We start from the raw sequence: 20,436 nt of genomic DNA on the forward strand, positions 1-20,436 counted from the left end.
CGGCCCAGGAGACTAGTGCGTGTGTTCAGCATGGCGGAAAGGCACCGGCATCACGCGTTCCTGGCGGTCGTACGGCACACCGACGTGCTTGAGGTAGTCCTCGACCGTGTGGTCGTACTGGCACACCATGACTTCGGCCCCGTACTCGGAGTCGGCGTCGAAGAACTGGGCCTGCAGGTGCCGGTTGCCGAGGGAGTGCGCCACCACACCCATTTCGTAGATGCTGCGTGCGGCGATGACCAGGACGTCGCTCGGCAGCACCGAGACCACGATCAGGTTCGCATCCTCGACGACGAGGATGTCGCCGTCGCGCAGGTCTCCGGAGCCAGCCGGGAGGCGGATGCCGAGCTCCTTCCCATGGTCCGTGGTGACGCGTTGGATGCGTTTGACCAGCTGGGCGCTGGGCAGCACGACTTTCTCCTTGTGGAGGCCGGCGTACTGTTCGGGGTCGGGCAGTTCGTGCAGGTTGCCCAGGATCTTTTCGATGATCATGTGGTTCTCCTCCGGCGATCTAGAAAAGGAAGTAGCGCTGGGCCATGGGCAGCACGTCGGAAGGCTCGCAGGTGACGTCTTCGCCGTCGACCGTCACTTTGTAGGTTTCGGGATCGACGGCGATGTCGGGCGTCTCGCCGTTGAACTTGAGGTCCGCTTTGCTCAGGTTCCGGATGCCGGACACCGGCCGGATGACGCGTTCCAGGCCAAGCTCTTCCGGAACACCGGCGTCGATGGCCGCCTTGGACAGGAAGGTGATGGAGGACTGCTGCAGCGCCTTCCCGTGGGTGGCGAACATCGGGCGCATGGTGCGTGGCTGCGGGGTGGGGATGGAGCCGTTGGAATCGCCCATGAGTGCGTAGGCGATCTGACCGCCTTTGAGGACCAGTTCCGGCTTCACACCGAAGAAGGCCGGATTCCAGAGGACGAGGTCGGCGAATTTGCCCACCTCAACCGAGCCGATGGAGTCCGCCATGCCCTGCGCGATCGCCGGGTTGATGGTGTATTTGGAGATGTAGCGCTTGATCCTGAAGTTGTCGCTTTCCTGGCCCAAGCCGTTTGCAGCACCGTGGCTTGCGCCGGACGGGTCCTTGAGGACGCCTCGCTGCCGTTTCATGGCGTCGGCTACTTGCCACGTGCGGATGACGACTTCGCCCACGCGGCCCATGGCCTGGGAATCCGAGGACGTCATGGAGAAGATGCCCAGGTCCTGGAGCACGTCTTCGGCGGCGATGGTTTCGGCCCGGATGCGGGAATCCGCGAACGCCACGTCTTCCGGGATGTCCGGGTTGAGGTGGTGGCACACCATGAGCATGTCGAGGTGCTCTTCGATGGTGTTCCGCGTGTACGGGAGCGTCGGGTTGGTGGATGCCGGGAGCACATTGGGCAATCCGGCGATCTTGATGATGTCCGGAGCGTGCCCGCCGCCGGCGCCTTCGGTGTGGAAGGTGTGGATCACGCGGCCGTCGATGGCATTGATGGTGTCCTCCACGAATCCGCACTCGTTGAGTGTGTCCGTGTGGATGGCTACCTGCACGTCGTATTCGTCAGCTACGCGGAGGGACATGTCGATCGACGAGGTCGTGGCACCCCAGTCCTCATGGACTTTGAGGCCCACCGCGCCTGCGCGGATCTGTTCAGCGAGCGGCTCGATGGCGGACGCGTGGCCTTTGCCGAGGAGGCCAATGTTGATCGGCAGCCCTTCCGCGGCTTGCAGCATCCGTGAAATGTGCCATTTGCCGGGGGTGATGGTGGTGGCCTTGGTGCCTTCGGCCGGTCCCGTGCCACCGCCGACCATAGTGGTGATGCCGCTGCACAGGGCCGTGGGGACTTGGTCCGGGGAAATGTAGTGGATGTGGGTGTCCACTCCGCCCGCGGTGAGGATCTTGCCCTCGCCCGCGATCATCTCGGTGCTGGCCCCGATCACGATGTCCACGCCGTCGGCGATCTGGGGGTTGCCGGCCTTGCCGATCTTGAAGATGTGGCCGTCTTTGAGCGCCACATCGGCCTTGTAGATTCCTGTGTAGTCGAGGACCACGACGTTCGAAATGACGGTGTCCGGGACGTCGAGCGTCTGGTCCGATGCCGCGTTCGATTCAGGCCGGCGGCCGTCGCGGGTCACTTGGCCGTTCTGTCCCATGCCGTCGCGGACCACTTTGCCGCCGCCGAACATGACTTCTTCGCCGTAGACCGTGTAGTCCTTCTCGATCTCGAGGAAAAGTTCGGTGTCCGCCAAGCGGATGGAGTCGCCCGTCGTCGGGCCGTAAAGGTCTGCGTACTGCTTGCGCGAAATTTCAAAGCTCACTGGGCTGTCCTTCCTTGCGGGCTCCGGGCCCTTCTTTGCTGGCTCCGGGCCCTTCGGTGGCGGCGGCAGCGCCGCCGTCGTACTGTCCTGCGTCCGCGTCAAGGGGACCGTTGACGGCGTTCCGCAGGCCGTAGACTTCGCGGCTGCCCGCAAGCGCAACGAGTTTGACGGTCTTGGAATCGCCCGGCTCGAAGCGCGCGGCCGTTCCGGCGGGGATGTCGAGGCGGCGGCCGTAAGCTGCTTCGCGGTCAAAATCGAGGGCCGGATTCGCCTCGGCAAAGTGGTAGTGGGAACCCACCTGGACCGGGCGGTCGCCACGGTTGACGACGTCGACGGCGATCGCCTCGCGTCCGCTGTTGCAAGCGATGGGCTCTGCTTGGAGACGGTACTCACCGGGGATCATGTTGGCCTCCTAGCGGATCGGGTCGTGGACGGTGACGAGCTTGGTGCCGTCAGGGAATGTGGCCTCAATCTGGACGTCATGGATCATCTCGGGCACTCCCTCCATGACATCCTCGCGGCGAAGCAGGGTGGTCCCATAGCTCATGAGTTCAGCGACGGTTTTCCCGTCACGGGCGCCCTCAATCAGTTCGTAGCTGATGATCGCCACGGCTTCGGGGAAGTTGAGCTTCAGGCCGCGGGATTGCCGACGGCGGGCGAGGTCGGCCGCGACCACGATCATGAGCTTTTCCTGCTCACGGGGCAAAAGATGCATCGGTTCTCCTTAAAGTTGCGTGCTGCAGAAGCGGACATCAGATCACTCGAGGCTCAGATAAGCCGAGGACGTCGGGGCAGCTACTACGGTTATAACGCCAAACGTCAGACATATCCAGTTCGACCCTTCACCGCCCCTCCCGAACGAATTGTGACCAGCCTAAAGCCTTGAGATTTCCGCAAGGTTTCCGTGCTCGTGCGGCATCAAGCCTTCCTCGCGCGGTGTTTCCTGACCTGCCACACAACTAGAATCGCCACCACAATTACTGCCACCACAGCCGCCGCACCCCGGCCCACTACGCGCGCCACTTCTTCGTACGAATTTCCGGCCACAAAGCCGAGGGTCACGAACAACGCCCCCCAGATAATGCCGCCGCTGAAATTCCAAAACGCGAAGCGCCGGTAAGGCATGCGGCTGAGTCCGGCGAGCGCGGGCATGACAGCACGAAAGAAAGCGGTAAATCGGCCGAGAAGCACCGCGACGCCACCTTTGTCTTTGAGGAAGTCTTCAGCCTTCTGCAATTGGGCGCGTCTCTTGTCCAGGATTTTCAAGGCCATCACCCGTGGGCCGAAGTGCTTGCCTATTTCATAGCCCACGGTGTCTCCCGTGATCGCGGCAGTCACCACAATGGCGATCATGGCCCACAATTCGAACAGCCCGCGGCTCGCAATCACCCCGCCGACCACCGCCGCCGTTTCACCAGGAATCACAAAGCCCACAAAGATTGCATCCTCAGCGAACACGAGGGCGAACACGATGCACGCGATCACGAGCGGGCTGGTGTTCAGGAGTCCGTCCAAAAGCGCATGCATGAAGACAGTCTGGCAGTTGAAGGCCTCCTTGGGCAGGAGGCGTCAGATCCGGCTGCCGTTGCTCGTTCCGTGTTGGCCCGTCGAGAATGGTGAGTGTGAATGACACCTTCGCTGATGTGACCTCCCGCGTGTGGCATGCAATCGGCGCCGATGATGCGGATTGGCCAGCCACTCAGCTAACGACGACCGGGCCAAGGGCGGTCCTCCCGGCCGCTTTCGACGTGACAGGACTAGCGACGGGGGCGGTTGCCGCCGCAACGGTGGCGGCAGCGCAGTTTCTCGCGGCTCGCCGCCAGTCAGGGCAGCCGGCGGTGACGGTAGATAGTCGGGAGTCGTGCGCAGCGTTCGCGTCCGAGAGGCTGTTCACCCCGATCGGCTGGACCCGGCCACCGCTGTGGGACCCCATCGCCGGCAACTACCGTGCGGCGGACGCCTGGATCAGGCTGCACACCAACTACGCCAGCCACCGCACCGCCGTCGAGCGGGTGCTGGGCGCCCATGACCGCGAAGCTGTTCAGGCCGCAGTAGCCGGGTTGCGTGCCGAGGAATTGGAGACGGCGATCGTGGAGGCGGGCGGATGCGCCGCAGTCATGCACAACCGCGGCCAGTGGCTCGCCTCGGCTGCGGGGGCGGCGACCGCGGACGCGCCGCCGCTGACCGTCGTCGAGCGCCGCTCACCCGGCGCCCGCACGCCGAACGCCATCGGGCAACTACCCTTCGACGGGGTGCGAGTGCTCGACCTGACCCGGGTGATCGCAGGACCGGTGTGCACCAAATTACTTGGCGGCTACGGTGCCGACGTCCTGCGGATCGATCCCCCAGGCTTTGACGAGGTGCCGTCACTACTGCCTGAGACCACGCTCGGCAAACGTACCGCCGCTTTGGATCTCACTGCCTCAAGCGACCGCGCGATGTTCGAGGAACTGCTCGCGGGTGCCGATGTGCTCGTGTCGGGACTGCGAGGCGACGCCCTGAAACGCTTGGGCTACGACGACGAGGCCCTGATCGCGGTGAACCCCGCCCTGATCATCGCCAGCCTGGACGCCTACGGCTGGGATGGCCCTTGGCGCAACCGCCGCGGGTTCGACAGTCTGGTCCAGATGAGCTGCGGGATCGCTGACGACGGAGCCACCGCGACGGGCCAAGCGGAGCCGACCCCGCTTCCCGTTCAGGCTCTCGACCACGCGACCGGCTGGCTATTGGCCGCCGCCGTCGCCCGGGCCCTGACCCGGCGCCTCACCCATTCGGTAGCGGCCCGTATCCAGGGCTCACTCATCGGCACGGCCAACCTGTTGTACTCGCTGACCCCGCCGAAAGATCACCTGTCCGTACCTACACCGAAAGACTTCACTCTCGTGGAAACCACCACCGACTGGGGGCCGGCGCGACGCGTGCCTCTTCCAGGGCGAATCGACGGTGTCGCCGCGCACTGGTCGCAGCAAGCCGGACCGCTCGGCCGTCACCCAGCCATATGGGCCACGCACAAGTAAACCCCCGGAACCGCACGGTTCCGGGGGTTTTTGGGTGGGCCCTGTGGGGATCGAACCCACGACCCACGGATTAAAAGTCCGATGCTCTACCAACTGAGCTAAAGGCCCCTGCCGACTGTAGAAACAGCCATAAATACTGTACCTCAAGCTCAAGGCCGTTTTGACACGCGCAGCACCCGCGCCGTCGTGACCTCTTTTGGCGCAAACCCCGACGACGACACGCGGCAACTACGGCGTGTCGCGGCAACTAGGGAATCAAACAAGGTCAGGAAGGAACGCACCGCAACAGGCGCCACCCGAAGAGAAGCTGGGCCCCGCAGCGTTCTCCCCGCTTTTGAACCAGACCCCGACAACGACGCGCGGCCACATCGGCGTGTCGGGGCGCCCGCGGATCCAAACATGGGGAGGATGCGACAGGCACCAAGAAGCACTGCCTTGCGGCGAATAGGCAACGGCCCACACCACCGGCCCAGCAGCGTTCTCCCCGCTTTTGAACCAAAGCCCGACGCCGACGCGCGGCCACAACGGCGTGTCGCCGCCCCCGCGGGTCCAAACATGGGGAGGTTGCAACAAGCGCCAGTCAAGAGTGCACGAGCGAAAACACAGGAGTAGCGTTGGGGCATGAGCGAACAATCGGGACCTCCTGTTTACGGCGGAGCAAATAGGCACCACAAGCCGAAACCCTTCGCGCCGGTTGACTTCGAGCCGTTTGCCGGCGGAGCGGACCCCGCGCGTGTGTCCGAAGCCGCGCACCTTGCCGCCCAGGCCCTCGTCCGGCGAGGCCGCGATAGCGATGATCCCAAGATCACCAGGCGCCTCGTGAAGCTCGCTGACGAGCAAGGCCTGGAGGCCATCGCCGAAATGTGGGCCGAGAGCCCCGCCAGGTCCTTGCCCGGCGCCTTGTGGCGGCTCTATGCATTGCGCGCGGCCACCATGCAGGACTCCGAGCGCATCTCCGTGTACTTCAAGGCCGGCCGGGACACCGCCCAGGTTTCCCATGTTGTGGCGGGAGCCGCCGAGCCGCCGGGAGCCGATGAAATGAAGCAGATGGCGGACGCTATCCTTTCGGGAGCGTTCGACGGCGATTTCGACGTCGCGCTGGAACGCTCGGCCGCGTTTTGCCGCGTCGTCGCGCTCGGCCAAGCCACCCTGGCCGACAGCGCAGAGCATTCCAACGAAGGCCACGCCAGCAAGCTGACCCGGAACTCCCACCAGCTCGTGAAGACCGCGGAAGATCTTGAGCACGCGGCCAATGCGTGGCGCCTCGGAGAGCTGGATTGACGTGAAATATAAGGGCGGGGGGCCGTCACAACCACCTCGGGCGCCAGCTGTCAATGTTGACTTAGCTCGGACGACGTAGAAAACTGAAACTGGTGTCGAACCGCGAAACCCCCGGGCTTCAACTTATAGCCGCTTCGAGCGGCCTACCGCCGAGAGGCGTATCCGGTTCGGCACCATTTTTATGCCCTTCGGCGAAGACGCCGCCCCACCCCCATCCCTCCCGCCTACCGGAAGCCAAATGAAGCTGCGTCTGTTCCCCCAAGAACCCGCCGGTCTGCAATTGTTGTCGCAAATGGCCCGCCAGATTCTTGAGGCAACCGGGACGCTTTCTGAGATCTTCGGAGCCCCTGTCGCGGAGCACGAACGGCTTGTGGAAGAGATGCACGAACATGAGGCCAAATCCACGGATCTGCATTTCGCCCTCTTGACCCACATGCGGACGAGTTTCGTGAACCCGCTCCCCCGCGAGGACATGTACGCCCTCTCCCGTTTCCTCAACGAGGCGATGGAAAAGCTGGATGCCGCGGGTGAGCTCGTAGCCCTCTACAAACTGGACAGGGTGCCCAAGCGCGCGGCGGACCAGTTGGAGATCATCAGCCGCCAAGCGGAACTCACGGTTGATGCCATGCGTCAGCTGGACGATCTGGACGAGCTCGAGGATTACTGGATCGAGGTCCTGCGGCTGGCCAAGCGCGCGGAGCGCAGCCACCGGACCTGGGTGGCCGAGATGCTCCGCGACATGAAGTCCACCCAGTTTTCGAGGAACCGCGACGTAGCCAACCAGCTAGTTGAGGTCACCAAGGACATGCGCCGTGTCGCGACCCAGGTAGGCAGCATCATCGTCAAGGAAGCATGAGGTGGCGGTCGCGTTCTTCGCCCTTGTGGTGGTGCTGGCGGCTGGTTTCGCATTCGTGAATGGCTTCCGCGACGTCTCCACCGCCGTCGCGCTCTCCGTGCGGACCCGTGCCCTCACTCCGTCAGTTGCCGTCGTGTTGGCGGCTGTCTTCAACTTTGCCGGCGTGCTGCTCAGTGGCGGTTTCGCGCTGGTTTTCAGCCAGTCATGGGTGGTTCTCCCTTCGGGAATGAGCGGGCTGACTGTGCTCGCCGCGGGGCTGTGCAGCGCCATCCTTTGGGGAATCTACGCCTGGTGGCGCGGTGTGCCGCTCTCGTCAACCCATGCCTTGGTGGGAGGCCTGGTGGGCGCCGGAGCTGCAAGCGCAGTGATGGGAGGCAGCTCCATCAACAGAGTAGACGGCATTCTGCTGGTGCAAGTGGTCCTGCCGTTGCTACTGTCCCCCGTGATTGCCTTCCTCGGCGCCTATCTTCTCGTGTGGCCGGTCACGTGGGCAGCGCGCTACACCCAGCCCGATGTCGTACATGGCCGCTTCCGCCATGCCCAGTCTGTCTCGGCCGCTGCCGTTGCGTTCGGCCATGGCCTGCAGGACGGGCAGAGATCCGTAGCGGTGATCCTGTTGGGCGCCGTGGCGGCCGGGGTGTCCGACTCCAATGACCTCCCGTTCTGGGTCATCCTGCTGGTGGCTGTCATGCTCACGGCGGGAACGCTTTGTGGTGGTTGGCGCATCTCGTACACCTTGGGTTACAAGCTGACGCGGATAGACCCGATGCGGGGATTTATCGCCCAGAGCCTGACCTCGCTGATGTTGTTCGTCGGCGCCATCGGCTTCCACTTGCCCCTTTCCACCACCCACACTGTGACGTCGGCAGTGCTCGGCGCAGGAACCAACCAGAACTTTTCCGTCACGAACCGTCGGATGGTGCTGCGGATCCTGGGGTTCTGGGTCGCGACGCCGATCGTCACCGCCGCCGTGGCGTTCGTCCTTGGGCTGGCGCTCTCGCCCTTATCCCGCTGAGTTCAGGCTGTCCCGCTGAGTTCAGCAGTTCCTCCAGGCACGCAAAAGCCCGACGCCGGCAGTCACCTGGAAAGGCGACCGTCGCCGTCGGGCTTTTCGCAGTGGGCCCACGCCGGCGAGGGCCCCGGCCTGAGCTTGCGAAGGCTGGGAGCCGGTGGGGACTTACCCGAACCGGCCGGAGACGTAGTCTTCCGTGGCCTTCTGGGACGGGTTGTTGAAGATCGTGGTGGTATCCGCGAACTCGATGAGCTTGCCCGGCTTGCCGGTGCCCGCGATGTTGAAGAACGCGGTCTTGTCGGAAACGCGTGCGGCCTGCTGCATGTTGTGCGTCACGATCACCACGGTGTACTCGTCCTTGAGCTCATTGATGAGGTCTTCGACGGCCAAAGTGGAGATGGGGTCCAGCGCGGAGCAGGGCTCGTCCATGAGGATGACCTGCGGTTCCACGGCGATGGCACGGGCAATGCAGAGCCGCTGCTGCTGGCCACCGGAGAGTCCGGAGCCCGGCTTCTCGAGGCGGTCCTTGACCTCGTTCCACAGGTTGGCGCCGCGCAGGGACTTCTCCACGAGCGCCTCGGCCGCACCCTTGCTGATTCTCCTGTTGTTCAGCTTCACGCCGGCCAGCACGTTGTCGCGGATGGACATGGTGGGGAACGGGTTGGGCCGCTGGAAGACCATGCCAACCTGGGTGCGGACCGTCACGGGGTCCACGCCGGGTCCGTAGAGGTTGTCGCCGTCAAGCAGGACTTCGCCTTCAACGCGCGCACCGGGCAGCACTTCGTGCATGCGGTTCAGCGTGCGCAGGAAGGTGGACTTGCCGCAACCGGACGGGCCGATGAATGCCGTGACCGATTTGGCTTCAATGTTGATGTTGACGCCTTCAACGGCGAGGAAGCTGCCGTAGTAGACGTTCAGATCCTTGACGTCGATCCGCTTAGACATGGTGTTCCTTCGGTGCTGTGGTTGGAAGTTTGCTGGTGGCCTTGTGGCTCAACGGCCGGCCTTGGGGGCGAAGATCCGGGCGATCAGCCTGGCGCCGAGGTTCAGGAGCATCACCAGGATGATCAGGACCAGCGCGGCACCCCATGCCCGCTGGCTCGACGGGTCCGGGTTGGACGGCGAGGTCGGGTTCAGGATCTGCGTGTAGATGAACGTCGGCAGCGAAGCCATCCAGCCGCCGAACACGTTGTTGTTGATGGTGGTCGCGAAACCGGCGGTGACCAGGATCGGAGCCGTCTCGCCAATCACACGGGCGATCGCCAAGGTGACGCCGGACGCGATGCCGGAAATCGCGGTCGGGATGACTACCTTGATGATGGTGCGCCACTTGCGGACACCCAGCGCGTAAGCCGCCTCACGGAGCTCGTTCGGGACGATCTTGAGCATTTCCTCGCTGGAGCGAACCACCACCGGGATCATCAGAACTGAAAGCGCGACGGCGGCAACCGCACCGGTCTTGGTGCCCGGGCCGACCACGGCGAAGAAGAAGGCTGCGGAAAAAAGACCTGCCACGATCGACGGGATGCCGGTCATGACGTCGACGAAGAACGTGATGGCACGGGCGAGGGCCCGGTCGTTGCCGTATTCCACCAAGTAGATTGCGGTCAGCAAGCCCACCGGAACCGAGATGACAGTGGCAAGCAAGGTGATCTGCACGGTGCCCAGGAGCGCGTGGTAGATGCCGCCGAGGACCTTCGTGCCTTCATCGACGCTCTTGTTGTCGAGGGAACCCGTGACGCCGTTCATGGAAGTCGTCAGGAAGCCGGGGGTGATGATGCCCGGGATGCCGTTCACGAGGACGGTCCAGATCACCGAAATCAGGGGCAGCAGCGCCACAAGGAAAGAGCCGACGATCAGGCACGTGGCAAGCTTGTCGCTCGCCTTGCGGCCGCCTTCGACGGCGGCGCTCCAGCCGACCAGGCCGATCGCGAAGAGGATGGCGGAGACGAGGCCCCAGCCGAAGGCGTTGAAGCCGATCAGTGCAAGGATCGCTGCGCCGAGCACCAGGGCGACGGCCAGGACGACGTACGGCGCGAAAGCGGGCAACTGGCCCTTGGTCAGTGCGGAGCGTTTGCGCGCCACGGGGGCTGTGACAGTCATTAGTTGGCTCCCGAGAATTCTTTGTGCCTGGAGATGATCCAGCGTGCAATCATGTTGACACCCAGGGTGATGACGAACAATACCAAGCCGGCCGCGATCAACGTGCTGACCTTGAGTCCGCTGGCTTCAGGGAAGTTCAAGGCGATTTCCGCGGCGATGGTCTGGTTGCCGGTCTGGATCAGGCTTGCGGTCAGGACGCCGGAGGACAGGACCAGCGCGACGGCCATGGTCTCGCCAAGTGCGCGGCCGAGGCCCAGCATGATGGCGCTCACGATACCCGGGCGGCCGAACGGCAAGACAGCCATCTTGATCATTTCCCAGCGGGTCGCGCCGAGGGCCAGGGCGGCTTCCTCGTGGAGCTTCGGGGTCTGCAGGAAGATTTCACGCGACAGGGAAGTGATGATCGGCAAAACCATGACGGAGAGGACGATGCTCGCGGTCAGGATGGTCTTGCCGGTAGCGGAGGCCGGGCCCTGGAAAATCGGCAACCAGCCCATGTTGGTGGCGAGCCAGCCGTAGGCGGGCGAAATCTGGGGGGCAAGGAATGCCGCGCCCCATGCGCCGTAGACCACAGAAGGAATGGCAGCGAGAAGGTCCACCACGTAGCCAAGGCCCGAGGCGAGCCTGCGGGGCGCGTAGTGCGAGATGAACAGCGCGACGCCGATGGCTACGGGAGTAGCGATCACAAGCGCGATGGCGGCGGCAATCAGGGTTCCCACCACGATCGGCCCGATGTAGGCGAAGAAGCCGTGGCCGCCCTGGATGTCCGCGGGTGGGGCCACAAGCGCCGGAATGGCCTGGACTACAAGGAAAAGTGCGACGCCGAAGAGAACCACGAGGATCAGGCATCCTGCGGCCAGGGTGGCTCCGGAGAAGACCTTGTCCCCAGCGCGTCCGGCACCTTGGGAAGTGGTCAAGGAGTTGGTGGTCACTTCACGATCCTTCAGATTCACTCAAAAATGGCCAAGTTCCCCGCCCCGTCGGTGATGTTTCACCAGCGCGGGACGGGGAACCTTGATATCCAGGGTAGTGGCGCCGCGGTCCGCAGCACCACTACTCCATTGTGGTCCCTAGGCCTTGGCCTTGATGGAGTCAAGAGCGGCCTTTGCCTTGTCCTGCAGCGCCTTGGAGAGCGGAGCGGACTTGGCGGAGCCGGCAGCAGCCTGCTGGCCGGCGTCGGAGACTACGTAGCTCTCGAATGCCTTGACCAGGTCAGCGGTTGCCTGCTTGTCGTAGGTGGTGCAGACGACGTGGTAGGAAACCAGGACTACCGGGTAGGCCGAGGAATCCGTGGTGGTGCGGTCGAGCTTGATGGAAAGGTCGCCGGTCGGGCGGCCGGCAACGGCCTTGCCCAGTTCAACAGCCTTCGCAGCAGCGGCCGGGGAGATCTTGACGAAGTCCGAGCCAACCTTGATCTCTGCGGTGCCGAGCTTGCCGGAGACTGCGGAGTCGTCAGCGTAGGTCACGGCACCCGGGGTGTCGGTGACGGTCTTGACGACGCCGGAGGTGCCCTTGGCGTTCTCGCCCTTCAAGGATGCAGGCCACAGGCCAGCAGCCTTGTCGGTCCAGACCGAGGGAGCAGCAGATGCCAGGTAGTCCGTGAAGTTCTGGGTGGTGCCGGAGTCGTCAGAGCGGTTGACCGGGGTGACCTTGAGGTCCGGAAGCGTGACGCCTGCGTTCAGGGCGGCGATTGCCGGGTCGTTCCAGTTGGTGATCTGGCCGCGGAAGATCTTCGCAACGGTGTCGGCGTCGAACTTCAAGTCCTTGACGTTCGGAATGTTGAAGGCAACGGCGATCGGGGAGATGTAGACCGGGATGTTGATGGCACCGTCGGTGCCGCACTTGGTCTTGGAGCTGGCCAGCTCGGCGTCAGTCAGGTAGGCGTCAGAGCCTGCGAACTGTGCGGAGCCGTCGAGGATGGCCTTACGGCCCGCGCCCGAGCCGTCCGGGGAGTACTGGACCGTGGCACCCGGGTTCGCGGAAGCGAAGTTGGTCTTCCAAGCGTCCATTGCGGCGCCCTGCGCCGAGGAACCGATACCGGTCAGGGTGCCGGTGACCTTGACGGCTGCGGCGCTCGGGGTGGCTGCCGGTGTGGCGCCAGTTGCGTTGTCTGAACCACAAGCGGTCAGCGCAAGGGCGCCGACTGCGAGGACCGCGATTGCCGCGTTGCGGCCGAAGCGAGTTGCCTTCACTGGGATGTACCCCTTCCAGGGATTCTCTGATGCGTGCCGAGGGAGAAAGTCGGCATACGAAAGATTTGCGTACGTGTTTGTACCTTTATTGACGGTAGGAGCCACAGGTAACGGGATCGGCGGTCCAAAGTGAACAGAAGGTGAACGACTGTGGACCATTGGCTTACAAGTGCAGCGTCGCACTTGCGCTTGGCGTGTCATGAGGGATTAAGTGACGCCCCTCACTTTACGGTTCCCTCAGTGAGCCCCACTCCGTCAGCCGCTGCTGAATAGACTTGAACCATGACCGCCCCCCAAGGACTTTCAGCAAGCAAGAAATTCCTGCGGGCGCGGCTGCGCACCGGCTTCATCCGCAGCCGGAACTCGTTGGTTCCGGCCGTCCAGATGACCGTGTGCGCCGTAGGCGCCTACGCGTTCGCTGAATATATCCTGGGGCACTCGGGACCCCTTTTCGCCGCGACCTCGTCACTGATCGCGCTCGGCTTCTCGCGGGATCCACGGCTTCGCCGGGTTGTGGAAGTCGGGTTTGGCTGCACCCTCGGGATCGTCGTCGGTGATCTGCTCCTCCACTGGCTGGGTTCGGGGATCTGGCAGGCCGCCGTCGTCCTTCTTTTCTCCATCCTGTTGGCACGTTTCCTGGACGGTGGCTCCATTTTCACCACCCAACTCGGCCTGCAGTCGCTGCTCGTGGTCTTGCTGCCCGCGCCGGCCGGGGGGCCTTTCACCCGGAGCATCGACGCCGTCGTGGGCGGGGTTTTCGCGCTCCTCGTCACCATGCTGGTCCCCAAGGACCCGCGCCGGGAGCCGCGCCAGGACGTCCGCAAGCTCCTGCACGAACTCTCGGAGGTCCTCCGTGAGTGTGCCGACGCATTGATCAACAGCGACTCGACCCAGGCCTGGCACGCCCTCATCCGGGGACGGAATTGCCAGCCCCTCGTGGACCGGATGCGCCAATCCCTCAAGGCGTCCGGTGAGGTGGCCACGCTCGCCCCGGCGTACCGTCGGCACCGCGACGAGCTGACCATGCTGGAGGAATCGCTGGATTCCATCGACCTCGCCCTTCGCAACGGACGGGTGTTCGCGCGGAGGCTCACGAGCGCCATCAACCATGCAGCATTGACGGACGAGGCGACGGACAGCATTTCGGAGGTTCTGCAGGACACTTCTGCCGCCGTCGAGGAGCTGTCGCTCGGGCTCGCGGAAGTGCACGACGGCGCCCGCCGCGCCCACCTGCGCGGTGCGCGGCAGGACTTGGCCGACATTGCCACCCGGCTGCACCCCAAAATGCTGCACGTCCAGAAGCTCGAGGGCGAAACAGTCGTGATGCTCTTCCGCCCGCTCATGGTGGATCTACTCGAAGCCGCGGGTATGGACCCCCGGGAAGCCCGCGACGTGCTTCCTCCCTTGCAGTGAGTCGCACCTGACTGTCCTACCCCTCCACTAGCCTTGTACGCATGGCTTCCAAGACCTCACGCACCTCCAAGACACCCGCGTACAAATGTGCCGAATGCGGGTGGACCACGGTCAAGTGGGTGGGCCGCTGCGGTGAGTGCCAGGCGTGGGGCACCGTGGAGGAAACCGGAGCCACCGTAGCGCGTACGACGGCGGCAACAACAGTTTTCGAGCCGGCCCGCCGGATTGCCGAGGTAGACGGGACCACGGCCGCTTTCCTGCCCACCGGCGTCGACGAACTGGACCGCGTCCTGGGCGGAGGGCTGGTTCCCGGCGCGGTGATCCTGCTCGCCGGGGAACCCGGCGTCGGGAAATCCACCCTTCTGCTGGATGTCGCTGCGAAGTTCGCCCGGACGGGCCAGGACGTCTTGTACGTCACGGGCGAGGAGTCTGCGGCCCAGGTCAAACTCCGCGCGGAGCGCATTGACGCGGTCGCGCATACCCTCTATCTGTCGGCGGAAACAGACCTCGGGCAGGCGCTGGGGCAAGTGGAGAAGCTCGAGCCGAAGCTGCTGATTGTGGACTCGGTACAGACCCTCAGCAGCGCCGATGTCGAAGGCAGCGCGGGCGGCGTGTCTCAGGTCCGGGAAGTCGCGGCATCGATCATCGCCGCCGCGAAGCGCCGCAACATGACCACCCTTCTGGTCGGCCACGTGACGAAGGACGGCTCCATTGCCGGTCCGCGTCTCCTGGAACACTTGGTGGACGTTGTGTGCCAGTTCGAAGGCGAGCGCCATTCGCGCTTGCGCTTGTTGCGAGCGGTCAAGAACCGCTACGGGGCCACGGACGATGTCGGCTGTTTCGACCTGAATGAAACCGGCATCGAAGGCCTCGCCGATCCGAGCGGGCTTTTTGTATCGCGGACACGCGAGCCGGTGTCCGGCACCTGCATCACCGTGACCATGGAAGGCCGGCGTCCGCTGCTGGCCGAGGTGCAGTCGCTCCTCGCCGAAAGCACCAGCTCACAGCCGCGCAGGGCCACGAGCGGCCTGGACAGCTCGCGCGTCGCCATGCTCCTTGCCGTCCTCCAACAACGGGCCGGGTGCATCCTGCACAAGGACGACTCCTACGTGGCCACTGTCGGAGGGGTGAAATTGAGCGAACCGGCCACCGACCTGGCGGTGGCGCTTGCCGTGGCCTCGGCGAAGGCGCGCAAGGCACTGCCTCAGAGGCTCATTGCCTTCGGCGAGGTTGGCCTGGCCGGCGAGGTCCGCCCCGTTCCCGGGATCAACCAGCGCATCCACGAGGCGCAGCGGCTTGGATTCACCCACGCCGTGGTGCCCGCGAGTCCCAACGGACCGGGACCTGTCCCGGAGGGGTTCTCGGTCCGCGAAGTGGCACACCTGGCCGAGGCCTTGGAGTTGCTGATCACCTAGCAGCCGGGTTGGCCTCGGAGTGTCGGGCCGTGCTGGGACTCGTCTTCGGCGCACTCCTCGCGGGACAGGACCTCGGCTCCCTGCTCCCCTGGGTCAACTTCGTGGTCCACTACCTCATGCCGGTTGTCATGGTGGCCGATTGGCTGTTCCAGCCTCCGCGCTCCAAGCTGACCATCAAGCACCTCTGGTACTGGCTGCTCTACCCGGTTGCCTACTTCGTCTACAGCCTGATCCGCGGCTCTTTCGTCAACTGGTACGCCTATTGGTTCATCGACCCTATGCGCGCAGGCGGTTGGGGCGGAGTGGCGGTTTTCGCAGTGGCGATCTCCGTGGGATTCCTCGTGGTGAGCCTCGCCATGCTGGGGCTGGGAAACAAGCTCGAACGCCAAGTGAGCTACTGACCACTCCCCCAAGCCCACGTCCCCCACCGGACATGCCCCCTGCTCGAACCAAGGATTGGACATAACAGCATTATGTCCAGCCCTCGACTGCTACGAGGGGCATGTCCAGCGGATTGCTTCGACTTTGGAGGACTATTTCGCGGGGTTGTGCGTGCCGATCGGGACCAGCGTGAGCTTCGGGTGGTTCTTCTCGATCCGGCGCAGAGCCCAGACGTCGTTGAACAACGCGAGGTATTCGCCGTCGGACCTCAGCAGCACCTCAGCGCCCGGGACGTTGGCGAGCGCCGGCATGGCCTCCGCCGTCGAGATCCTTGCCATCGAGTACGGCAGGCGCTCCAAGCGCATCGGGGCGTTGAAGTCGTGGGCCATGCGGTCTTCAACCACTTCGAACTGCATAGGCCCGACGGCGGCGAGCACGGGTGCCTGGTCGCCTCGCACGTCGGAACGGAGCACCTGGATGACGCCCTCGTGCTCAAGCTGCTCAATGCCGCGGCGGAACTGCTTGAAGCGGCTGGGGTCCTGGGACCTGGCCACCTGGAAATGCTCGGGGGCAAAGAGCGGAATGGCGGGGAATTCCACCGGTTCGTCCAGGAACAGACTGTCCCCTACACGGAGTGAGGACGCGTTGACCAGGCCAACGACGTCGCCCGGGTAGGCCTCGTCGATGACTTCGCGTTCGCGCCCGAACACCTGCTGGGCGTACTTGGTGGCGAAGGACTTGCCGGTGCGGGTCTGCGTGACAACCATGCCGCGCTCAAAGACACCGGAGCACACGCGGATGAACGCAACGTGGTCGCGGTGGGCCTTGTTCATGCCGGCCTGGACCTTGAAGACGAACCCGGCAAAGGGAGCATCAACGGAACGGGGCTCGCCGTCGACGTCCGGGCGGGGTGCGGCCGGGGGCGCGAAATCCACCAGGGCATCCAAGATCTCCTTGACGCCGAAGTTCAATGCCGCCGAGCTGAAGAGAATGGGTGTCGCCGTTCCGGCGTGGAAGCGCTCCACGTTGAACTCGAGGTTTGATTCGATCACGAGTCCGGCTTCGTCGACGGCGTCGCTCCAGTTGTTGCCCTGGGTTTCGGCTGCTTCTTCCGGAGTGAAGTACTCGGTGATGGCGATGTTGGCGCCGGCGTTGTTGCGCGCGAACCGTGCGAAGCGGTCATTGCGAAGGTCCCAGACTCCGCGGAAGTCGCCCGAAATGCCGACGGCCCACGTCAAGGGCATGGGCTGGAGTCCGGTGCGTTCCGTGATCTCATCAATCAGCGCGAGGGCGTCCAGGCCCGGGCGGTCCCATTTGTTGATGACCGTGATGATGGGCAGGTTCCGCTGCTTGCAGACCTCGAAGAGCTTCATGGTCTGCGTTTCCAGTCCCTTGGCGGCGTCCACAAGCATCACTGCGCAGTCGACGGCAGCCAGGACGCGGTAGGTGTCCTCGGAGAAGTCGGCGTGGCCCGGGGTGTCCAGCAGGTTGATCACGGTGTCCCGGTAGGAGAACTGCAATGCCGCGGAGCTGATGGAAATACCGCGGTCCTTTTCCATCTGCATCCAGTCGGAAACAGTTTCCTTGCGGTTGGCCTTGCCGCTCGACGCGCCGGCGGTGCCGATGACCTTGGCGTGCAGGGCGAGGGCTTCCGTGAGCGTGGACTTGCCGGCGTCAGGGTGCGAAATGACCGCGAAAGTCCGACGCCGGGAGGCCTCATGGTGAATTTCCTGGACTCGGGCGGGGCTCAGGACTTCTTGGGACACGGTGCTACTTTCGCTGCGATCTGGGCGTTACCCGCACTGGAACGACGGGCCAAACGTGGAATGGAGGCTGGATACGGGCCCCGTGCCGGCCGGGGGCCAACTCAGGGAGACGCACGATTTGCGCGCCAGCCAAGATATCAAGTTTATCGCAGCCCGGGACCCCGCCGGAGGCAGGGTCCCGGGGCCCCCGCTTAACAGGATCGAAACGAGGTGCACAAACCTCCGAAATCACTTGCCGATAGTTTGAATCAGTGGCGGACACTCCGGCCCTCGATTGGAGCCATCCGCCAGGAAAACACCCGAGCAGCCGACGATGGCATGAAAGGAACTGGGCATCAATGAAACCAGGGAATGACTTGTTCTACGATCCCCTCGGCCCCTCCCCCGTTGCGAACTTCGCGGCGAACCCTGCGGCGAACTTCGCGGCGAACCCTGCGGGGTTTACGGAAGCGAACTCCGCCGCGGCCAGGAGCTGGCCCCGGCAAGGACACCGCCCGGACGCAAGCGCAGGTGGAATCCACTCTCCTGCGAGGCAAACGCATCCGGACACCGGAAGGGCTGCCGCCCGGGAAGCCGCGCTGCAGAGTGTGCGACGCGACCTTGAGCGACTCGCGCGCCTTCGGACGGCTCCCTGAGGGTCCCGGGGACCGAGCTGAGGGCCCCCGGGACCGGGCTGAAAGTGGCGGTCTGGCGGCCGCCGTCGAACGCGTTTCGAAGCACTCGCCACATGACCTTCTTTGGGGCACTTTAAGGCTTGCCCGTGCGGTTGTTGCCGGTCTATACCTCTATCATTGAGCTTGCGGGAAACCTGGCATTTTGGTCCCGCCGACTCATTGCTGAAAACCGGCACAATTGCGGGCGCGCCTGCCTGCACCTTTGAAGGGAACACCTATGGCTCGGAGCCCCGAAGATTCGCTCAAGGCGACTCTGGGCAGGGTGGCCCCCGGAACACCGTTGCGGGACGGCTTGGAACGCATCCTCCGTGGGCGCACCGGCGCCCTGATTGTGCTGGGAACGGACCGGACCATCGAGTCCATCTGTTCCGGCGGCTTTGAAATCGGCATCGATTTCTCCCCGACCCGGCTGCGTGAGCTAGCCAAGATGGACGGTGCCATCATCTGCGACAAGGACGCCGGGAACATCCTTCGTGCCGCAGTGCAGCTTGTGCCGGACTCCAGCATCGAGACCCAGGAATCAGGAACGCGTCACAGGACTGCCGAGCGCGTGGCCATCCAGACCGGAGTTCCGGTGATTTCGGTCAGCCAGTCCATGCAGATCATCGCCCTCTACGTCAACGGGCTGCGGCACGTGCTGGAGGGCTCAGAGAAGGTCCTCGCCCGCGCCAACCAGGCTCTCGCAACCCTCGAACGCTACAGCGCCCGCTTGGACCAGGTCACCAGCGCCCTGTCGGCCCTCGAAATCGAGGCCATGGTCACCGTCCGGGATGTGGCTGTCACCCTCCAGCGCCAGGAAATGGTCCGGCGTATCGCCGAGGAAATCGCACAGTATGTCCTGGAGCTGGGTGAGGACGGCAGGTTGCTCTCGCTGCAGTTGGAAGAGCTCACCACCGGCCGCGGCCCGGGCAGCGACGTGATCATCCGGGACTACGCCGGTGCCGACGCCTCGCCGGAGGACATCGACGGCGCGGTGCAGGCCCTTCTGGATCTTGGCCCGGCAGAGCTGATTGATCTGGGCAAGATCGCCGGGATCATCGGTTTCGCCGGTGGCATGGACGTGCTCGACGCCGGTGTGCAGCCGCGCGGCTACCGTCTCTTGTCCGGGCTGAAGTCGGTTCCGAAAGCCGTGGCCGACCGCTTGGTGGAGCACTTCGGCGGACTCCAGTACCTTATGGCCGCCACTATCGACGATCTGATGACCGTGGACGGCATCGGCGACCAGCGCGCCCGGACCGTCCGCGAAGGGCTCAGCCGCATGGCCGAAGCCAGCCTGCTGGACCGGTTCCTCTAGCCAAGCTGGAAGACCGCTTTGGTGCTGGCCTTGTTTCCCAGTACGGCCTTGAAGGTGTAGGTACCGGTGGCAGGCTTGGCCGAAATTACACCACAGCCCTCCGTCGTCCGGTTACGCTGCCACGGGAAGTTGGCGACCTCGCTCTTGCCCGGATCGATCTGCTTGACGAGGTCATCGCCCTTCGCTTGGCAGTCCTTGGAGGAGAAAATCCGGTCCTCGCCGCTCATCACCAGGAACTCCATCTGGGACGTGCCGACGTTGACCTGGCACGGTGCCGCCCCGCCGTTGGTGATCTTCATGCTCAGCACGGGGTTCTGCCCGGCCGCATAGGCAGGCTGGTCCGTGGACGCCGTTACCGTCACCAGATTGAGGTCGCACACCGGCGTGGCCGTAGGCGTTGTGGTGGCCGCGATGGGATCCGTCGAAGGGGTCTGGCTCGCAGGAGCGGCTCCGACCGCTTGGGTCTGGGCTGCGCCGGGATCAGCCTTGCCTGCAAGGGAGGAACTCATAGCAACGACCCCGGCCACGAGCATCGCCAGGACCACCAGGAGGGCCCCGAAAACAACCAGCCTCCGACGCCGGTAGACGGCAGGGCTCGTCCGTCGCCTTTGGGGCCGGGTCCCATTCGTCGAACGGTTCGCGCCTGCGGTCCGGGCAGGGCTTTTTGCCGACGGCGACGTGCGCGCCCTCGGCGGTTGCTTGCCCTTGTTGACCATGCTTCTAGGCTAGGCAACGC

At 64.4% G+C, this 20,436-nt stretch carries 20 protein-coding genes and 1 tRNA gene; 9 read left to right on the top strand and 12 right to left on the bottom strand.

The window, feature by feature from the left end:
• Window positions 1-12: 12 nt before the first annotated feature.
• The 5 genes from ureE to ABH924_RS15135 form a co-directional block, all read right to left on the bottom strand.
• Entirely contained in the window at window positions 13-492 is a 480-nt protein-coding gene (ureE, locus tag ABH924_RS15115; protein ID WP_404500029.1) for an urease accessory protein UreE, read from the bottom strand.
• 19 nt (window positions 493-511) lie between these two features.
• Window positions 512-2,296 carry an urease subunit alpha gene (gene ureC / locus ABH924_RS15120; RefSeq protein WP_404500031.1) on the bottom strand — a complete coding sequence of 595 codons (1,785 nt, stop codon included), beginning with the start codon at window positions 2,294-2,296 and terminating at the stop codon, window positions 512-514.
• The gene (locus ABH924_RS15125) at window positions 2,286-2,699 is read right to left on the bottom strand and encodes an urease subunit beta (protein ID WP_404500033.1); all 414 of its coding nucleotides are present in this window, start codon (window positions 2,697-2,699) and stop codon (window positions 2,286-2,288) included. Before ABH924_RS15125 ends, ureC begins: the two co-directional genes overlap by 11 nt.
• A gap of 9 nt (window positions 2,700-2,708) precedes the next feature.
• Window positions 2,709-3,011, bottom strand: coding sequence for an urease subunit gamma (locus ABH924_RS15130; RefSeq protein ID WP_078106942.1), 303 nt, complete (start codon window positions 3,009-3,011; stop codon window positions 2,709-2,711).
• A 203-nt stretch (window positions 3,012-3,214) separates the two neighbouring features.
• The gene (locus tag ABH924_RS15135; protein WP_404500035.1) at window positions 3,215-3,823 is read right to left on the bottom strand and encodes a DedA family protein; all 609 of its coding nucleotides are present in this window, start codon (window positions 3,821-3,823) and stop codon (window positions 3,215-3,217) included.
• A 95-nt stretch (window positions 3,824-3,918) separates the two neighbouring features.
• Between ABH924_RS15135 and ABH924_RS15140 the strand changes: the two genes are divergently transcribed.
• Window positions 3,919-5,313, top strand: a complete 1,395-nt coding sequence (locus ABH924_RS15140) for a CoA transferase (protein WP_404500037.1) — start codon at window positions 3,919-3,921, stop codon at window positions 5,311-5,313.
• A gap of 35 nt (window positions 5,314-5,348) precedes the next feature.
• Here the strand turns inward: ABH924_RS15140 and ABH924_RS15145 are convergent.
• Window positions 5,349-5,421 (bottom strand) — tRNA-Lys (locus ABH924_RS15145).
• 513 nt (window positions 5,422-5,934) lie between these two features.
• Between ABH924_RS15145 and ABH924_RS15150 the strand changes: the two genes are divergently transcribed.
• The 3 genes from ABH924_RS15150 (at window position 5,935) to ABH924_RS15160 (ending at window position 8,465) form a co-directional block, all read left to right on the top strand.
• Entirely contained in the window at window positions 5,935-6,594 is a 660-nt protein-coding gene (locus tag ABH924_RS15150) for a hypothetical protein (protein WP_234753924.1), read from the top strand.
• Window positions 6,595-6,832: 238 nt separating this feature from the next.
• Window positions 6,833-7,450 carry a DUF47 domain-containing protein gene (locus ABH924_RS15155; protein WP_234753923.1) on the top strand — a complete coding sequence of 206 codons (618 nt, stop codon included), beginning with the start codon at window positions 6,833-6,835 and terminating at the stop codon, window positions 7,448-7,450.
• Window position 7,451: 1 nt separating this feature from the next.
• On the top strand, window positions 7,452-8,465 hold the full coding sequence (locus tag ABH924_RS15160) for an inorganic phosphate transporter (protein ID WP_234753922.1): 1,014 nt from the start codon (window positions 7,452-7,454) through the stop codon (window positions 8,463-8,465).
• Window positions 8,466-8,627: 162 nt separating this feature from the next.
• Here ABH924_RS15160 and pstB read toward each other — a convergent pair whose 3' ends face one another.
• The 4 genes from pstB to pstS form a co-directional block, all read right to left on the bottom strand.
• Window positions 8,628-9,407 (bottom strand): phosphate ABC transporter ATP-binding protein PstB, encoded by a 780-nt coding sequence (pstB, locus tag ABH924_RS15165; RefSeq protein ID WP_404500040.1) that lies wholly within the window; start codon window positions 9,405-9,407, stop codon window positions 8,628-8,630.
• A 48-nt stretch (window positions 9,408-9,455) separates the two neighbouring features.
• Window positions 9,456-10,565, bottom strand: coding sequence for a phosphate ABC transporter permease PstA (pstA, locus tag ABH924_RS15170; protein WP_234753920.1), 1,110 nt, complete (start codon window positions 10,563-10,565; stop codon window positions 9,456-9,458).
• On the bottom strand, window positions 10,565-11,497 hold the full coding sequence (gene pstC, locus ABH924_RS15175) for a phosphate ABC transporter permease subunit PstC (protein ID WP_234753919.1): 933 nt from the start codon (window positions 11,495-11,497) through the stop codon (window positions 10,565-10,567). Before pstC ends, pstA begins: the two co-directional genes overlap by 1 nt.
• Window positions 11,498-11,635: 138 nt before the next feature.
• Window positions 11,636-12,757 carry a phosphate ABC transporter substrate-binding protein PstS gene (pstS, locus tag ABH924_RS15180; protein ID WP_234753918.1) on the bottom strand — a complete coding sequence of 374 codons (1,122 nt, stop codon included), beginning with the start codon at window positions 12,755-12,757 and terminating at the stop codon, window positions 11,636-11,638.
• Window positions 12,758-13,039: 282 nt separating this feature from the next.
• Between pstS and ABH924_RS15185 the strand changes: the two genes are divergently transcribed.
• Genes ABH924_RS15185 through ABH924_RS15195 form a run of 3 tightly spaced genes read left to right on the top strand, consistent with a single transcriptional unit; the run spans window position 13,040 to window position 15,986 of the window.
• Complete coding sequence (locus ABH924_RS15185) at window positions 13,040-14,170, top strand: aromatic acid exporter family protein (protein WP_284980619.1); 1,131 nt, start codon at window positions 13,040-13,042, stop codon at window positions 14,168-14,170.
• 41 nt (window positions 14,171-14,211) lie between these two features.
• On the top strand, window positions 14,212-15,585 hold the full coding sequence (gene radA, locus ABH924_RS15190; RefSeq protein WP_404500043.1) for a DNA repair protein RadA: 1,374 nt from the start codon (window positions 14,212-14,214) through the stop codon (window positions 15,583-15,585).
• Between the two features lie 29 nt (window positions 15,586-15,614).
• On the top strand, window positions 15,615-15,986 hold the full coding sequence (locus ABH924_RS15195) for a Pr6Pr family membrane protein (RefSeq protein WP_404500045.1): 372 nt from the start codon (window positions 15,615-15,617) through the stop codon (window positions 15,984-15,986).
• 132 nt (window positions 15,987-16,118) lie between these two features.
• On the opposite strand, the gene ABH924_RS15200 is transcribed toward ABH924_RS15195, so the two are convergent.
• Window positions 16,119-17,732: a peptide chain release factor 3 gene (locus tag ABH924_RS15200; protein ID WP_234753914.1), complete on the bottom strand. Its 1,614-nt coding sequence runs from the start codon at window positions 17,730-17,732 to the stop codon at window positions 16,119-16,121.
• Window positions 17,733-18,070: 338 nt separating this feature from the next.
• Here ABH924_RS15200 and ABH924_RS15205 point away from each other — a divergent pair, with 338 nt between their 5' ends.
• Complete coding sequence (locus ABH924_RS15205) at window positions 18,071-18,367, top strand: hypothetical protein (RefSeq protein WP_404500047.1); 297 nt, start codon at window positions 18,071-18,073, stop codon at window positions 18,365-18,367.
• A 256-nt stretch (window positions 18,368-18,623) separates the two neighbouring features.
• On the top strand, window positions 18,624-19,700 hold the full coding sequence (gene disA / locus ABH924_RS15210; RefSeq protein ID WP_059388344.1) for a DNA integrity scanning diadenylate cyclase DisA: 1,077 nt from the start codon (window positions 18,624-18,626) through the stop codon (window positions 19,698-19,700).
• On the opposite strand, the gene ABH924_RS15215 is transcribed toward disA, so the two are convergent.
• Window positions 19,697-20,416 (bottom strand): hypothetical protein, encoded by a 720-nt coding sequence (locus ABH924_RS15215; RefSeq protein WP_234753912.1) that lies wholly within the window; start codon window positions 20,414-20,416, stop codon window positions 19,697-19,699. The two genes, disA and ABH924_RS15215, sit on opposite strands and share 4 nt — an antisense overlap.
• Between the last annotated feature and the right edge of the window lie 20 nt (window positions 20,417-20,436).

Origin of the sequence: Arthrobacter sp. GAS37 (assembly GCF_044908325.1) — a bacterium.
GTDB classification, from domain to species: Bacteria; Actinomycetota; Actinomycetes; order Actinomycetales; family Micrococcaceae; genus Arthrobacter; species Arthrobacter ramosus.

Bases quoted from the DNA above. Each gene is read 5' to 3' on its own strand.
- ABH924_RS15125 (WP_404500033.1), bottom strand. From the start codon at position 2,699: ATGATCCCCGGTGAGTACCGTCTCCAAGCAGAGCCCATCGCTTGCAAC.
- ABH924_RS15155 (WP_234753923.1), top strand. From the start codon at position 6,833: ATGAAGCTGCGTCTGTTCCCCCAAGAACCCGCCGGTCTGCAATTGTTG.
- pstB (WP_404500040.1), bottom strand. From the start codon at position 9,407: ATGTCTAAGCGGATCGACGTCAAGGATCTGAACGTCTACTACGGCAGC.
- ureE (WP_404500029.1), bottom strand. From the start codon at position 492: ATGATCATCGAAAAGATCCTGGGCAACCTGCACGAACTGCCCGACCCC.
- ABH924_RS15185 (WP_284980619.1), top strand. From the start codon at position 13,040: ATGACCGCCCCCCAAGGACTTTCAGCAAGCAAGAAATTCCTGCGGGCG.
- ABH924_RS15135 (WP_404500035.1), bottom strand. From the start codon at position 3,823: ATGCATGCGCTTTTGGACGGACTCCTGAACACCAGCCCGCTCGTGATC.
- pstA (WP_234753920.1), bottom strand. From the start codon at position 10,565: ATGACTGTCACAGCCCCCGTGGCGCGCAAACGCTCCGCACTGACCAAG.
- radA (WP_404500043.1), top strand. From the start codon at position 14,212: ATGGCTTCCAAGACCTCACGCACCTCCAAGACACCCGCGTACAAATGT.
- ABH924_RS15215 (WP_234753912.1), bottom strand. From the start codon at position 20,416: ATGGTCAACAAGGGCAAGCAACCGCCGAGGGCGCGCACGTCGCCGTCG.
- ABH924_RS15150 (WP_234753924.1), top strand. From the start codon at position 5,935: ATGAGCGAACAATCGGGACCTCCTGTTTACGGCGGAGCAAATAGGCAC.
- ABH924_RS15130 (WP_078106942.1), bottom strand. From the start codon at position 3,011: ATGCATCTTTTGCCCCGTGAGCAGGAAAAGCTCATGATCGTGGTCGCG.
- disA (WP_059388344.1), top strand. From the start codon at position 18,624: ATGGCTCGGAGCCCCGAAGATTCGCTCAAGGCGACTCTGGGCAGGGTG.
- ABH924_RS15205 (WP_404500047.1), top strand. From the start codon at position 18,071: ATGAAACCAGGGAATGACTTGTTCTACGATCCCCTCGGCCCCTCCCCC.